The sequence below is a fragment of the Nocardia sp. NPDC004151 genome, from assembly GCF_042874235.1.
Classification (GTDB): domain Bacteria; phylum Actinomycetota; class Actinomycetes; order Mycobacteriales; family Mycobacteriaceae; genus Nocardia.
The window spans coordinates 26,137-40,720 of sequence record NZ_JBIAMR010000012.1 but is presented as its reverse complement, the minus strand read 5'-3'; the positions used below and the strand labels follow the sequence as shown (position 1 = coordinate 40,720).

Annotated in this window: 11 protein-coding genes; 6 read left to right on the top strand and 5 right to left on the bottom strand. The window is 68.6% G+C overall.

What is annotated here, in order from left to right; translation table 11 throughout:
* Positions 1-12 precede the first annotated feature (12 nt).
* On the top strand, positions 13-3,564 hold the full coding sequence (gene dnaE, locus ACFYTS_RS25055; RefSeq protein WP_387307547.1) for a DNA polymerase III subunit alpha: 3,552 nt from the start codon (positions 13-15) through the stop codon (positions 3,562-3,564).
* 72 nt (positions 3,565-3,636) lie between these two features.
* On the opposite strand, the gene ACFYTS_RS25050 is transcribed toward dnaE, so the two are convergent.
* Positions 3,637-3,861 (bottom strand): MspA family porin, encoded by a 225-nt coding sequence (locus tag ACFYTS_RS25050; protein WP_387307545.1) that lies wholly within the window; start codon positions 3,859-3,861, stop codon positions 3,637-3,639.
* 161 nt (positions 3,862-4,022) lie between these two features.
* Positions 4,023-4,244, bottom strand: a complete 222-nt coding sequence (locus tag ACFYTS_RS25045) for a hypothetical protein (RefSeq protein ID WP_357287327.1) — start codon at positions 4,242-4,244, stop codon at positions 4,023-4,025.
* Positions 4,245-4,331: 87 nt separating this feature from the next.
* On the opposite strand from ACFYTS_RS25045, the gene ACFYTS_RS25040 reads away from it, so the two are divergent.
* Together ACFYTS_RS25040 and ilvA are read left to right on the top strand one after the other, a co-directional pair.
* Positions 4,332-4,769: a nitroreductase family deazaflavin-dependent oxidoreductase gene (locus ACFYTS_RS25040; protein WP_357287324.1), complete on the top strand. Its 438-nt coding sequence runs from the start codon at positions 4,332-4,334 to the stop codon at positions 4,767-4,769.
* A gap of 110 nt (positions 4,770-4,879) precedes the next feature.
* On the top strand, positions 4,880-6,205 hold the full coding sequence (ilvA, locus tag ACFYTS_RS25035; protein WP_387307780.1) for a threonine ammonia-lyase IlvA: 1,326 nt from the start codon (positions 4,880-4,882) through the stop codon (positions 6,203-6,205).
* 66 nt (positions 6,206-6,271) lie between these two features.
* On the opposite strand, the gene ACFYTS_RS25030 is transcribed toward ilvA, so the two are convergent.
* On the bottom strand, positions 6,272-6,577 hold the full coding sequence (locus ACFYTS_RS25030; protein ID WP_387307543.1) for a hypothetical protein: 306 nt from the start codon (positions 6,575-6,577) through the stop codon (positions 6,272-6,274).
* Between the two features lie 188 nt (positions 6,578-6,765).
* Here ACFYTS_RS25030 and ACFYTS_RS25025 point away from each other — a divergent pair, with 188 nt between their 5' ends.
* Positions 6,766-7,950, top strand: a complete 1,185-nt coding sequence (locus tag ACFYTS_RS25025) for a DUF2235 domain-containing protein (protein WP_387307541.1) — start codon at positions 6,766-6,768, stop codon at positions 7,948-7,950.
* Between the two features lie 102 nt (positions 7,951-8,052).
* Positions 8,053-8,436, top strand: coding sequence for a protein kinase (locus tag ACFYTS_RS25020; protein ID WP_387307778.1), 384 nt, complete (start codon positions 8,053-8,055; stop codon positions 8,434-8,436).
* Between the two features lie 201 nt (positions 8,437-8,637).
* On the opposite strand, the gene treY is transcribed toward ACFYTS_RS25020, so the two are convergent.
* Entirely contained in the window at positions 8,638-11,001 is a 2,364-nt protein-coding gene (gene treY / locus ACFYTS_RS25015) for a malto-oligosyltrehalose synthase (protein ID WP_357287445.1), read from the bottom strand.
* 56 nt (positions 11,002-11,057) lie between these two features.
* Complete coding sequence (glgX, locus tag ACFYTS_RS25010; RefSeq protein ID WP_387307539.1) at positions 11,058-13,169, bottom strand: glycogen debranching protein GlgX; 2,112 nt, start codon at positions 13,167-13,169, stop codon at positions 11,058-11,060.
* 97 nt (positions 13,170-13,266) lie between these two features.
* Between glgX and ACFYTS_RS25005 the strand changes: the two genes are divergently transcribed.
* Complete coding sequence (locus ACFYTS_RS25005; protein ID WP_387307776.1) at positions 13,267-14,559, top strand: adenosylmethionine--8-amino-7-oxononanoate transaminase; 1,293 nt, start codon at positions 13,267-13,269, stop codon at positions 14,557-14,559.
* Positions 14,560-14,584: the final 25 nt, after the last annotated feature.

Here is a 14,584-nt window from a genome sequence, read left to right as displayed (position 1 = left end):
TAGTATGTCCGGGTGTCAGCCTCGTCGGGATCATTCGTCCATCTCCACAACCACACCGAGTACTCGATGCTCGACGGCGCGGCGAAGATCACGCCCTTGTTCAAAGAGGCGACACGGCTGGGAATGACCGCCGTCGGCATGTCCGACCACGGCAATATGTACGGCGCCTCGGAGTTCTACAACTCCGCCAAGAAGCAGGGCATCAAGCCGATCATCGGCATCGAGGCCTACATCGCGCCCGAGTCCCGGTTCAACACCAAGCGTGTGCTGTGGGGCGACCCGTCGCAGAAGGGCGACGACGTCTCCGGTTCGGGTTCCTACACCCACATGACCATGGTCGCGGAGAACGCGACCGGTCTGCGCAACCTGTTCAAACTGTCCAGCCTCGCCTCCATCGAGGGCCAGCTGGGCAAGTGGGCGCGCATGGACGCCGACATCATCGCCGAGCACGCCGAGGGCATCATCGCCACCACCGGCTGCCCGTCCGGCGAGGTGCAGACCCGCCTGCGCCTGGGTCACGAGCGCGAGGCCCTCGAGGCCGCCGCCAAGTGGCAGGAGATCTTCGGTCCCGAGAACTTCTTCCTCGAGATCATGGACCACGGCCTGTCCATCGAACGCCGGGTCCGCGAGGGTCTGCTCGATGTCGGCAAGAAGCTGGGCATCCCGCCGCTGGCCACCAACGACTGCCACTACGTGCACGAGCACGACTCGGGCAATCACGAAGCGCTGCTGTGCATTCAGACCGGCAAGACGCTCTCGGACCCGACCCGCTTCAAGTTCGACGGCTCCGGCTACTACCTCAAGTCCGCCGAGGAGATGCGCGCCATCTGGGACGCGGAAGTCCCCGGCGCGTGCGACAACACGGTCCTGATCGGCGAGCGCGTCCAGTCCTACGACGACGTCTGGGCGCACCGCGACCGCATGCCGATCTTCCCGGTGCCCGAGGGCTATACCCAGGCCACCTGGCTCGAGCACGAGGTGATGAAGGGCCTGGACCGCCGTTTCCCGAGCGGGCCGCCGCAGGAATACATCACCCGCGCCCAGTACGAGCTCGGCGTCATCAACGAAATGGGCTTCCCCGCCTACTTCCTCGTCGTCGGTGACCTCATCACCTACGCCCGCTCGGTCGGCATCAATGTCGGCCCGGGCCGTGGTTCGGCGGCCGGCTCGCTGGTCGCCTACGCCATGGGCATCACGAACATCGACCCGATTCCGCACGGTCTGCTGTTCGAGCGCTTCCTCAACCCCGAGCGCGTGTCCATGCCCGATATCGATATCGACTTCGACGATCGCCGCCGCGGTGAGATGGTCCGCTACGCCACCGACAAGTGGGGCAGCGACCGCGTCGCGCAGGTGATCACCTTCGGTACGATTAAAACCAAAGCGGCGCTGAAGGACTCGGCCCGCGTGCAGTTCGGCCAGCCCGGCTTCGCCATCGCCGACCAGATCTCCAAGGCGCTGCCGCCGCCGATCATGGCCAAGGACATTCCGCTCTCGGGCATCATGGACCCGGAGCACGAGCGGTACAAAGAGGCCGCCGAGGTCCGCGAGCTCATCAACACCAACCCGGACGTCAACAAGATCTACGAAACCGCCCGCGGTCTCGAAGGCCTGATCCGCAACGCCGGTGTGCACGCCTGTGCCGTCATCATGTCCAGCGAGCCGCTGACCGACGCGATCCCGGTGTGGAAGCGCGCGCAGGACGGCGCCATCATCACCGGCTGGGACTACCCGTCGTGTGAGGCCATCGGCCTGCTGAAGATGGACTTCCTGGGTCTGCGCAACCTGACGGTCATCGGTGACTGCCTGGTCAACATGAAGGCCAACCGCGGCATCGACCTGGACCTCGACACACTGCCGCTGGAAGACACCGCCACCTACGAATTGCTCGCGCGCGGTGACACTCTCGGCGTGTTCCAGCTCGATGGTGGCGCCATGCGAGATCTGCTGCGCCGTATGCAGCCCACCGGCTTCGAGGACATCGTCGCCGTGCTCGCGCTCTACCGCCCCGGCCCCATGGGCATGAACGCGCACAACGACTACGCCGACCGCAAGAACGGGCGGCAAGAGGTCAAGCCGATTCACCCCGAATTGGAAGAGCCGCTGAAGGACATCCTGCGTGATACCTACGGCCTGATCGTGTATCAGGAGCAGATCATGCAGATCGCGCAGAAGGTCGCCGGGTACTCTCTCGGCCGAGCCGACATTCTGCGCCGCGCGATGGGTAAGAAGAAGGCCGAAGTCCTCGAGGCCGAATTCGAGGGCTTCGAGAAGGGCATGCTGGAGAACGGTTTCACCAAGCCCGCCATCAAGGCGCTGTGGGACACGATTCTCCCGTTCGCCGGTTACGCGTTCAACAAGTCGCACGCCGCCGGATACGGGCTGGTGTCGTTCTGGACCGCGTACCTCAAGGCCAATTACCCCGCCGAGTACATGGCCGGTCTGCTCACCTCCGTCGGTGACGACAAGGACAAGGCCGCCGTCTATCTGGCCGACTGCCGCCGCCTGGGCATCCAGGTGCTGCCGCCCGACGTCAACGAGTCCGAACTCGAATTCGCCTCGGTGGGCAATGACATTCGCTTCGGCATGGGCGCGGTCCGCAATGTCGGCGCGAACGTGGTGGCCTCGATCATCGCGGCGCGCAAGGAGAAGTCGAAGTTCACCGACTTCTCCGACTATCTGAACAAGATCGACGCCATCGCCTGCACCAAGAAGGTCACCGAATCCCTCATCAAGGCAGGCGCTTTCGACTCGCTCGGGCATCCGCGCAAGGGCCTGCTGCTGGTGCACTCCGACGCCATCGACGCGTGCATGTCGACCAAGAAGGCGGAGGCCATCGGCCAGTTCGACCTCTTCGGCGGCCTGGACGAGGGCGACGACTCGATCGCGAGCGTCTTCAATGTGAAGGTCCCCGACGACGAATGGGAGACCAAGCACAAGCTCGCCCTGGAGCGGGAGATGCTGGGCCTCTACGTGTCCGGGCATCCGCTCAACGGCGTCGAGCACGTGCTGACGGCACAGTCGGACACCAATATCCCGGCCATCCTCGAAGGCGACGTCAAAGACGGTTCGCAGGTCACCATCGGCGGCATCTTCGCCAATGTCACCCGCCGCGTGAACAAGAACGGTCTGCCCTGGGCCTCCGCGCAGCTGGAGGATCTGACCGGTGGCATCGAGGTGCTGTTCTTCCCGCAGTCCTACTCGGTCTACGGCATGGACGTCACCGAGGACGCCATCGTGCTGGTGAAGGCCCGCGTCAACGCCCGCGACGACCGGGTCTCGCTGATCGCCAACGACCTTGTGGTGCCGGATCTTTCCGCGATCGGCGTCGACAAGCCGCTGCAGGTCGTGATCCCCACCCGCCTGTGCACCCCCGACAAGATCGGCGAACTCAAGCGCGTCCTGTCCCGCCACCCCGGCACCGCGGACGTGCACATCAAGCACGTCGGTTCCCGCGACCGCACCACCAAGCTGAAGGTCGCCGACAACCTGCGCGTCTCGCCGTCCTCGGCCCTCATGGGCGACCTCAAAGCCCTGCTCGGCCCGGGCTGCCTCGCCGGCTGACAGGCCACCGGTCGGCGACTGCCCACCCCTGCCCCGTGTGCCCCTCGCGTCAGCGCGGGGCACACGGGATTTTCAGAGCCAGGTCGGGTCGCCGAAAACCGCGCCGCTGTTATCGGTTTCGGGTGACTTGGCGTACATGTAGGTGTACTGCTGGATCGAGACCGGTCCGGCGCACTGGTTCACGGCGATGTGGAAGTCGCGGACGACGATCTGCACGGTCTTGCCCGGCAGCAGTTCCTTGTCGGCCACGGGGACGTCCTCGACCTCACCCGGGGCCAGATCGACGCTCAACGGCACTTCGATGTTGGGCCGATGATGATCAGTGAGGGATCGACCTGGCTCACGTTCATGGTGGGCACAAAGGCCTGGGGGATCACCCCGATGTTGCCGGGCAGGGTGAATGTGCCGACCAACACGGATGAACGTCCAGTTCGAAATCGGGGGATTCCGGATCGAGATCAGCGCCGAATGGAACCGGCGATCCACCGCAGGGCCGCGATCACGGCCGCGCCGAGCACCGCGGCCTGCGCGGACCCGGTGATCAGGGCGAGGGTCAGGGCGACCACCACACCGGCGAACAAGGCTTCCAGCTTGTAGACCGGCCACGCCGTCCCGGCGATGTCCACGGCCGCGATGCGCGCGACCGCGCGTTCGGTGTCCGTAGGGTGAACCACTGCCATATGGTCAGGGTAGACGTCGAACCAAAGTTCGGGCAACCGAAACTTTCTGTCGGGAACAACACATGAGCCCGGGCCGTTGCTGGTCGTATGCCACTTCACGGAGAGTATGAACCCAGCACGTCCGATTGGGCACGCGAGCAGGCCGAGAAGTACGAGAACTCCGGGGGAGCCACGGGCACCACCCTGCAGGGCGTGCCGGTCATCCTGCTGACCACCCGCGGCAACAAGTCCGGCAAGCTGCGCAAGACCCCGCTCATGCGCGTCGAGCACGACGGCGAGTACGCGGTGGTCGCCTCGCTGGGCGGCGCGCCCAAGCATCCGGTCTGGTACTGGAACATCAAGGCCGACCCGCACGTGGAACTGCGCGACCGCGACGTGGTCAAGGACTACGACGCGCGCGAGGTCACCGGCGACGAGAAGGCGGTGTGGTGGAAGCGGGCCGCCGAGGTGTGGCCCGATTACGACGCCTATCAGAAGAAGACGGCCCGAGAGATCCCGCTGTTCGTCCTCACCCCGCGCGCCTGACACGCCGTCCCGATCTCGGAGGCGGCACCGAAATGGGCGCTGCCTCCACCGGGGCGCGTGCACCCGGCTAGCATGTTCGGGTGTCTGATCCGCTTGCTGTAGCAGAGAAAGTGTCCGGTCCGCTGCCCGAATTGACGGCGGACGAGATCGACGCGGCTGCCAAGCGAATTTCGAACATTATCGAGCCGACGCCGCTGCAGCGGATTCCGCGGCTGTCGGCGCTGACCGGCGCGGAGGTCTACCTCAAGCGTGAGGACCTCACCGCGGTCCGGTCCTACAAGCTGCGCGGCGCCTACAACCTGATGGCGCAGCTCACCGACGACGAGAAGGCCGCCGGCGTGGTCACCGCCAGCGCCGGAAACCACGCCCAGGGCGTGGCTTTCGCGTGCAAGGCGATGGGCGTGCGCGGGCGCATCTACGTGCCGCGCACCACCCCGAAGCAGAAGCGCGACCGGATCCGCGTGCATGGCGCGGAATTCGTGGAACTCATCGCGGTCGGCGACACCTACGACGCGGCCGCCGCGGCCGCCGCCGACGATGTGGCCCGCACCGGGGCCACCATGGTCCCGCCCTTCGACGATCCGCGCACCGCGGCCGGGCAGGGCACCATCGCCGCCGAATTCCTCGAACAGCTCGGCCGCGCACCGGATCTGGTGATCGTGCCGGTGGGTGGCGGCGGCTGCCTGGCCGGGGTCGGCACCTATCTGCGCGAGCGATCGCCGCAGACCGCGATCCTGGGTGTCGAGCCCACCGGCGCGGCGTCGATGACCGCCGCGCTGGTGGCGGGCGGCCCGGTCACGCTTCCCGAGATCGATCCGTTCGTGGACGGCGCAGCCGTGCGCCGGATCGGGGCGGTGCCCTACACCGCGGTGTCGCGCTTCGGCGGCCTGGTTCGTTCGCACGCCTCGCTGCCTTTACTGACCAGCACCGAAACCGAGTCCGGCGCGGGCACTTTCCGCATGATGCATGTGGACGAGGGCGCGATCTGCACGGCCATGCTGGAGCTGTATCAGAACGAGGGCGTGGTGGCCGAGCCGGCGGGCGCGCTGTCGGTGGCGGCGCTGCGTGAGATCGAGATCGAGCCGGGCTCGACGGTGGTGTGCCTGCTGTCGGGCGGCAACAACGACATCTCCCGCTACGGCGAGGTGATCGAGCGCTCGCTGGTGCATCAGGGCGTGAAACACTATTTCCTGGTGGACTTCCCCCAGGAGCCCGGTGCGCTGCGCCGCTTCCTCGACGAGGTGCTCGGTCCCGACGACGACATCACCCTGTTCGAGTACGTCAAGCGCAACAACCGGGAGACCGGGGCGGCGCTGGTCGGCATCGAACTGGGCAGCCCGGACTGCCTGGAGCCGCTGATCGCGCGGCTGGAGGCCTCGCCGATCCAGGGCCAGCGGCTGGACCCGAACTCGCCCGCGTACCGGTACCTGACCTGATCCGGTGACCCGTGTGATCCGACCCCTCGTTCGGATCACACGGGACCGGTTGCCCCCGTGGGGTTCTCAGGCGTGCAGTGGGTATCCCGCCGCCGAGCCGTGGATGATGCGCGGATCGCCCAGTGTGCGGTTCAGCTTCGTGATCACCTCGCCCACGCCGGTCCCGGCGCCGGATTCGCCACAGGCGGTGGCGATGCCGGCCGGGCTGACCAGGGTGCCCGCACGCTCGGCGAGCAGTTCCAGCGCGCAGAACTCGCGCATCGTCCTGCTCGGCAATACGCCGTCGCGGCGGACGCGGCGCCGCAGACGATCGACCACCAGGTCGCCGATGGTGAGCGGGGGCGTCGGCTGGGACCGCCGCGGTGGGGACATGGGCTCACCGTGCCACGCCGATCGTGAACGAGTCATGACCGGTCGCGGGCCGAACCCGGCGTGTCGATGGCGCTGGTGCGGGGATTCCTGGGGCCCGCATGTGGTTAACGGCCGCGCGGCGGGGCCGCGATTATTCGAGTAGTTCGCTACGCAGGAAACCGGACGGTCAGGACGGGAGGCTGGCGTTCATGAAACGACTCGTGGTGTGTTGCGACGGCACCTGGCAGGCCGAATCGAGCTCGGCGGTGTCCAATATCGTGAAGATCGCCGAGACGGTCCGGCTGACCGGGACGGATCAGGACGGGAACCGCGTCGGCCAGCGCATCAACTATGTTCCCGGACCCGGCTCCCGCGGCTTCATGTCCGACAAGCTCCTGGGCGGCGCCTTCGGGCTGGGCCTGGAGGCCAACCTGTCGGCCGCCTACTGGCAGCTGGCCCTGAACTGGGAACCCGGCGACGAGATCTACATCTTCGGCTTCAGCCGCGGCGCGTACACCGCCCGCAGCCTGGCCGGGATGATCAACCGGCTCGGCATCCTGACCTACCAGGCCATGATCGGCGGCCAGTACCCCAAGGCCTTGAGGATCTACCGGACGCGCAAGAAGCACGCCGACGACCCGGACCCGCCCGAATGGGCCGAGTTCCGGGCCCGGAACTCCCACCCCCAGGCCCCGGCCATCAACTTCCTGGGCGTCTTCGACACGGTGGGCGCGATGGGCGTCCCCGGCATCACCGCGCGCCTGCACCGCTTCCACGATGTGCGGCTCTCGCGCATCGTGCGGTGCGCGCGGCAGGCGCTGGCCATCGACGAGCGGCGGCGCGCCTTCTCGCCCTGCCTGTGGGAGGTCCCCGACGAGCAGCGTGAGCTCTACGCCGACCGGCCCGACCGGGTGAAGCAGGTCTGGTTCGAGGGCGTGCACTGCGATATCGGCGGCGGCTACGCCGACTGCGGCCTGTCCGACATCACGTTGCGCTGGATGATCGCCGAAGCCGAGGCCGAGGGGCTGGCCTTCGACCACGATCGACTCGACGACCTGTTGCGCGGCTGCCCGTTCGACGCCCCGCACCTGCACGATTCGCTGAGCCCGGGCTTCCGCATCCTCAATGCCGCGCGCATGACCACCACCTGGCGCAGCCCGCGCTTCTACTGGGACTCGTGGCGCAAACTGCTGCAGCCCGGCGACCAGGACAGCTTCCTGGCCTCCACCGTCGGGGATCGAAAAGGCTACCGCCCGGCCAATATTCGGCGCTGGTGCGAGCGCCGCCCCGGTCCCGTCCCGTCGGAGTTGATCGAGTCGATCGACCTGGTTCCGCTGCCCCGGCATCCGGTCAGCATCGACGAGGGGAGCGGATCGGCGGAATCCGCCGCCTGATAATGGGCTGCCGGACCGGCGTGACGGCGCTATCCACCAGGTCGTCCACCGGGACGTCAAGCCCGCCAATATCTTCCGCACCACCGGCACCGCGGGCGCGGACTGGTCCTGATCGGCGACTTCGGCCTCGCCCGCAGCCTCGCCGCCGAGGAAACCCGGACCGCCACCGGCCGCTGGGCCTTCTCCCAGCCCTACGCCCCACCCGAACAGTGCGCGGGCCGCACCGTCGGCCCGCCCGCCGACGTCCACGCCCTGGCCGTCACCCTCCACCAGCTCACCACCGGCCACCTCCCGCGCGAGATCCCGATCCCCGCAACGGATCCGAGCCTCCCCGGTCTGCTCGGCGTGGTGCTCGCCAAGGCCACCGCCTGGCAACCGGCCGACCGCTACCCCGGCTGCGGCGCCCAAACCTCCGCCGCCATGACCTGGCCCACCACCGCCGGCGACGGCACCCCCCAACCCCCCTGCCGCGCAGTCGGTATCTGAGAACCAGAGCGGGCAAGCGCGCCTCCGCCCATGACGGAGTCGTCGGATCGCAGACCTCGGCCGCCTCGGTATGGCCAATCTCCGCAGGCCGCGACTGTGGTGTGCCAGAGCCGCTCGCCGCGGAGTCGGTTCTCGAGGCTGCGGACCGACGAGCCCGCCGCGGTTCTCGCGGCAGCTGTCTCCGGTTGGGTGGGCCGGGTGTCAGCGCACGAGCAGGGCGACCGGGAGGCGGGCGAAGAGCTTTTCGAGGCGGGCGCGGCCGGAGAAGGTGTGGCCGGTGAGGCGGTCGGTCCAGTGGCCTTGGGGGAGGTCGAGGACCGTGTCGCCCCAGCCGCCGGCCTCGTCGAGGCGAATGCTGTGGCGGGTGACGGCGACGATGATCTCGGGGGTTTCGCCGGTGCGGCCGCGGGCGTAGGAGAGCAGGTGGTGGTCGCGGTCGCCGGAGGCGAACAGGGGCGTGTAGGTGCCGCCGACGAAGCAGTCGGGGCGTTCGCGGCGCAGCCACAGCGCGTAGGCGGCGATCCACATCTTGACCGCGCCGGTGGGGTCGAGATCGGGGGTGCCAGTGAGGGATTGGAGCAGCAGGGAGCGGTGGGTGAAGTCGACCGGGCGGCGGTTGTCGGGGTCGACGAGCGAGTCCTCCCACAGTTCGCAGCCCTGGTAGATGTCGGGGATGCCGGGGCCGCACAGCTGCAGCAGCTTCTGGGCCAGGGAGTCGGTCCAGGCGTGGATGGCGAGATCATTGACGAATTCCCCGAGTTCCGAGCCGACCGGTCCGTCGAGGACGGCGTCGATCCAGCGGTGCACCGCCGTCTCGAACTCGATATCGGGTTCCTCCCACGAGGATTGGGTGCCCGCCTCGCGGACCGCCTTCTCCGCGAACCGGTGCAGCCGTTCCCTCAGCCCGGGCACGCTCGCGGCGGGCCGTCCGTCGGCGGGCCACACGCCGAACATGTTCTGCAGCAGGAACAGTGTGGTCGCGCCGTCGGGCCCGGGCGCGATCTCCTCCCAGGTGCTGACCGACCGCGCCCAGATGTCGGGCACCTGCGACAGCATGCCGATGCGGGCGCGCACGTCCTCGCCGCGCTTGGTGTCGTGGGTGGACAGGGCGGTCATGGTCGCCGGCCAGCGGGCGGCGCGCTCGGCGTTGGCGAGATGGAATTCGATGGGGGAGCACCCGAACCGGGCCGGGTCCGCGCCCATCTCCTGCAGCGACACCAGCCGGGCAGCACGGTAGAACATGGTGTCCTCCACCGCTTTCGCGCTCATCGCCCCGCCCACCTGGTGGAAGCGGGTGACGGCCTCGCCACCCACGGCGAGCGCGGTCACCAGCACCTGCAGCGGCGCGGTGAGTTCGGCATTGCGGCGCGCCACCTCCGCGACCACCGCGCCGACCATCCCGGCCAGCGGCGCGTAGTCGGTGCGGTACACCGGCATGAACGACAGCACCTCGATGACGGCGTTGGTGAGCGCCATGGTGTCGAACACGTCGGCGCGGGCGTCGCGTTTGACCGCCGCCACCAGCCGCCGCACCTCCGGCACCAGCATGGTCTCGGCGACCGCGCGGCGAATCCGATGCTCCTGCTCGGTGAACCAGGCCCGGTCGCTGCCGTGCCCGGTGAACTGCCGCGACAGATCGGTGAGCTGCTTCTCCCCGTCCGGGTCGATGAGCACCCCGCCGATGTCGGCGAGCGCGTCGTAGCCGGTGGTGCCGTCGATGGGCAGCGTGGCGTCGAGGGGCTCACGGTTGGAGAGCACCTTCTCCACCAGCAGCAGCCGCTGCGGCCCGATCAGCCGCCGCAGCCGCCGCAGGTATTGCGCGGGTTCGGCCAGCCCGTCGGGATGGTCCACGCGCACACCGTCGATGAGGTCGTGCTCGCACCAGGCGGCCAGTTCGCGGTGGGTGGCCTCGAAGACCGCCGGGTCCTCCTGGCGCAGCGCGGCCAGCCCGCCGACGGTGAAGTAGCGCCGGTACCCGCACAGCCCGGATTTCCAGTTGACCAGCCGATAGTGCTGTTTGTCGTGGATGCGCAGCGCGTTCTCGCCGTCGGTGCCCGGGGCGATGGGGAAGCGCATATCGTGCAGCGCCAGCATGGGTTCGGGCCCGGACCGGTCCACGGTCAGCGCGGCCGGATCGTTCTCCCCGGCCAGCACCGGCAGCGCGATCCGCCCGCCCGCGCCGTTGCCGGAGGTCCAGTCGATGTCGAACCAGGTGGCGTAGGGCGAGTCCTTGCCGTCCCGCAGCACCTCCCACCACCACTGGTTCTGCCGCGGATCGGCCACCGACACGTGGTTGGGCACCAGGTCGACGATGAGCCCCATACCGCGGCTGCGCACCTCGTCGGCGAGGGCCTTGAGCCCGGTCGGCCCGCCCAGCCCCGCCGACACCGTGGTCGGGTCGATGACGTCGTAGCCGTGGGTGGAGCCGCGGGCCGCACTCATGACGGGCGACAGGTACAGGTGCGAAATGCCCAGCTGTTGTAGGTATTCGGCGATACCGCGCGCGTCGGCGAAGGTGAGCGCGTCGGGCCGCAACTGCAGGCGGTAGGTGCTGCGCACGGGCATCTGGCGGGCGATGGGGCCGGTGGTGTGTTCGGGCGAGCTGGTCATGTCGCTACCGATCATGCCGTACGGCGCAGTACGACGAGACAGCGTGCGGGCACTTGCACCGTGGCCGACGCGCCGTGAGGGCCGCTGCCTGCCGGTTCGCCGGTCGGGGTGGAACAGTCCAGCGTCACGGTCCAGCCGTCGCCGTGCCGGGCGTCGGGCAGGGTGAAGTCGAGGGCCTCGTCGTGGGCGTTGAAGCACAGCAGGAACGAGTCGTCGGTGACGCGCTGCCCGCGCGGGCCCGGTTCGCCGATGCCGTCGCCGTTGAGGAACACCGCGAGTGAGCGCGCGAAACCGGTCTCCCAGTGGGCGTCGGTCATGGCCGCGCCGCCGGGGGTGAACCAGGCGATGTCACCGAGCCCGTCCGGCGCGGGCGCGGGATCGAAGAAGCGCCGCCGCCGGAACACCGGGTGCGCGGCGCGCAGGGCGACGGTGCGCCTGGTGAATTCGAGCAGCTCGGCCTCGGTGTCCATGCGGGTCCAGTCCATCCACGACAGCGGCGAATCCTGACAGTAGACATTGTTGTTGCCGTGCTGGGTGCGGCCGAACTCGTCGCCGTGCAACAACATCGGGGTGCCCTGCGATAGCATCAGGGTGGCGAGCAGGTTGCGGCGCTGCCGGGCCCGCAGGGCCAGGATCTCCGGGTCGTCGGTGGGGCCTTCGACGCCGCAGTTCCAGGAGCGATTGTAGGTTTCGCCGTCCTGGTTGCCCTCGCCGTTGGCGTCATTGTGTTTCTCGTTGTAGGACACCAGGTCCGCGAGGGTGAACCCGTCGTGCGCGGTGACGAAGTTGATGCTGGCGCTGGGCCGGCGGCCGGTCGCCTCGTACAGGTCCGAGGAGCCGGTGAGCCGGGACGCGAACTCGCCGAGGGTGGCCGGTTGCCCGCGCCAGTAATCCCGCACGGTGTCACGGTATTTGCCGTTCCATTCGGTCCAGGCGACCGGGAAGTTGCCGACCTGATAGCCGCCTTCCCCGACATCCCAGGGTTCGGCGATCAGCTTGACCTGACTCACCACCGGATCCTGATGCACCAGGTCGAAGAAGGTGGAAAGGCGGTCCACGTCGTGTAATTCGCGGGCCAGGGTGGCGGCCAGGTCGAAACGGAAGCCGTCCACGTGCATATCGAGCACCCAGTACCGCAGCGAATCCATGATCAGCTGCAAGGCGTGCGGATGCCGCATGTTGAAGCTGTTGCCGGTGCCGGTGTAGTCCATGTAGTGCTGTGGATCGTCGTCCACCAGTCGGTAGTACGCGGCATTGTCGAGGCCGCGGAAGCTGAGGGTCGGCCCGAACTCGTTGCCTTCGGCGGTGTGGTTGTAGACCACGTCGAGGATCACCTCGATGCCCGCGGTGTGGAAGGCGCGCACCATGGCCTTGAATTCGGTGACCGCGGCGGCGGGGGAGGCGCCGGCGGCGTAGCCCCGGTGCGGCGCGAAGTAGCCGAAACTGTTGTAGCCCCAGTAGTTCCGCAGTCCCCGGTCCAGCAGGATGCGGTCGTCGAGGAACTGGTGCACCGGCATGAGTTCCACCGCGGTGACGCCGAGCCCGCGCAGGTGGTCGATGATCGCGGGGTGCGCCATGCCCGCGAAGGTGCCGCGCAGCTCCGGCGGCACCTCGGGGTGGGTGAAGGTCATGCCCTTCACGTGCGCCTCGTAGATGACCGTCTCGTGGTACGGCCGTTTCGGCGCGCGGTCGTCGGCCCAGTCGAACCAGGGGTTGATGACCACCCCGGTCATGGTGTGCCCGAGCGAGTTCTGCCCGTAGTTGTAGGGCGCGATGGCGGTGCCGAAGTCGCCCTCGAACGCCTTGCCGTACGGGTCGAGCAGCAGTTTGCTCGGATCGCAGCGCAGGCCCTCGGCCGGCTCGAAGGGGCCGTGCACCCGGAATCCGTAGCGCTGCCCGGGGCCGATCCCGGGCAGGTAGGCGTGCCAGACGTACCCGTCGACCTCCTCGAGCTCGATCCGGGTCTCCCGATGCTCGGCGTCGATGAGACACAGCTCCACCCGCCGGGCCACCTCGGAGAAAACGGAGAAGTTCGTTCCGGCGCCGTCGTAGGTCGCGCCCAGGGGGTAGGCGGTCCCCGGCCAGACACCGAGCCCGGTGGTGCCGGGAGTCGCGGGAGCCATACCGGGAACCCTATCGGCCCGCGCTTGCCGGGTCGTACGGCGGTTCTGGTAACTTGAACGCCGTTCAAGCCCGCTCCTCGAAGGACCACCTGTGGCATTGACCGACCCCCTGACGGCATCGGCCGCGCTGTCGTCCGCCGAGATCACCGCCCTCGACGCCGCGCACGTGTGGCATCCCTACGGCGGCTTCCCGGCCGGCACCGAACCCCTGGTGGTGGCCTCGGCGTCGGGCACCCGGCTCACCCTGGCCGACGGCCGGGAACTGGTGGACGGCATGAGTTCCTGGTGGGCGGCCGTGCACGGGTATCAGCACCCGGTGCTGGACGCGGCGCTGCTGGCGCAGTCGCGCAAGATGAGTCACGTCATGTTCGGCGGGCTCACCCACGAACCCGCCGTGCGGCTCTCGCGACTGCTGGTCGAGCTCACCCCCGAGGGCCTGGACAAGGTGTTCCTCTGCGACTCCGGCTCGGTGTCGGTCGAGGTCGCGGTGAAGATGTGCCTGCAGTACCAGCGCGCGGTGGGCCGACCCGGGAAGCATCGGCTGATGACCTGGCGCGGCGGCTACCACGGCGACACGTTCACCCCCATGAGCGTGTGCGACCCGGAGGGCGGCATGCACTCGCTGTGGTCGGACGTGCTGGTCCCGCAGATCTTCGCGAGCGCGCCCCCCGCCGACTTCCGGCCGGAGTACGTCGCCGAACTGGAACGGACCATCGCCGAGCACGCCCACGAATTGGCCGCCGTCATCGTGGAACCCGTGGTGCAGGGCGCGGGCGGCATGCGTTTCCACGACCCGCGCTACCTGACCGAACTGCGCCGCCTCTGCGACGAACACGACGTCCTGCTGGTCTTCGACGAGATCGCCACCGGATTCGGCCGCACCGGAACACTTTTCGCCGCCGACCAGGCCGGCGTCCGCCCCGACGTGATGTGCGTCGGCAAGGCCATCACCGGCGGCTACCTGACCCTGGCCGCCGCCCTGACCACCACGGAGATCGCCCAGGCCATCAGCCGCTCACACGGCGGTCTCATGCACGGCCCGACCTTCATGGGCAACCCCCTCGCCTGCGCGGTGGCGGTCGCCTCGATCGAACTGCTGCTCTCGCGCGACTGGCGGGGCGAGGTCACCCGGATCGAGGCCGAGCTGAACTCCGGTCTGGCCCCGGCGCGGGACCTGCCCGGCGTCGCCGACGTGCGGGTGCGCGGTGCCATCGGGGTGATCGAGCTCGATCACCCGGTGGACATGCGCGCGGCGACGCACGCCGCCGTCGACGCGGGAGCCTGGCTGCGGCCCTTCCGCAACCTGGTCTATGCCATGCCCCCGTTCATCAGCACCTCGGAGGACGTCCGCCGGATCACCGCCGCCATGCTCGCGGCTGCCGCGGCCTGATCCTGAACTACCGCCGGGATGCCGA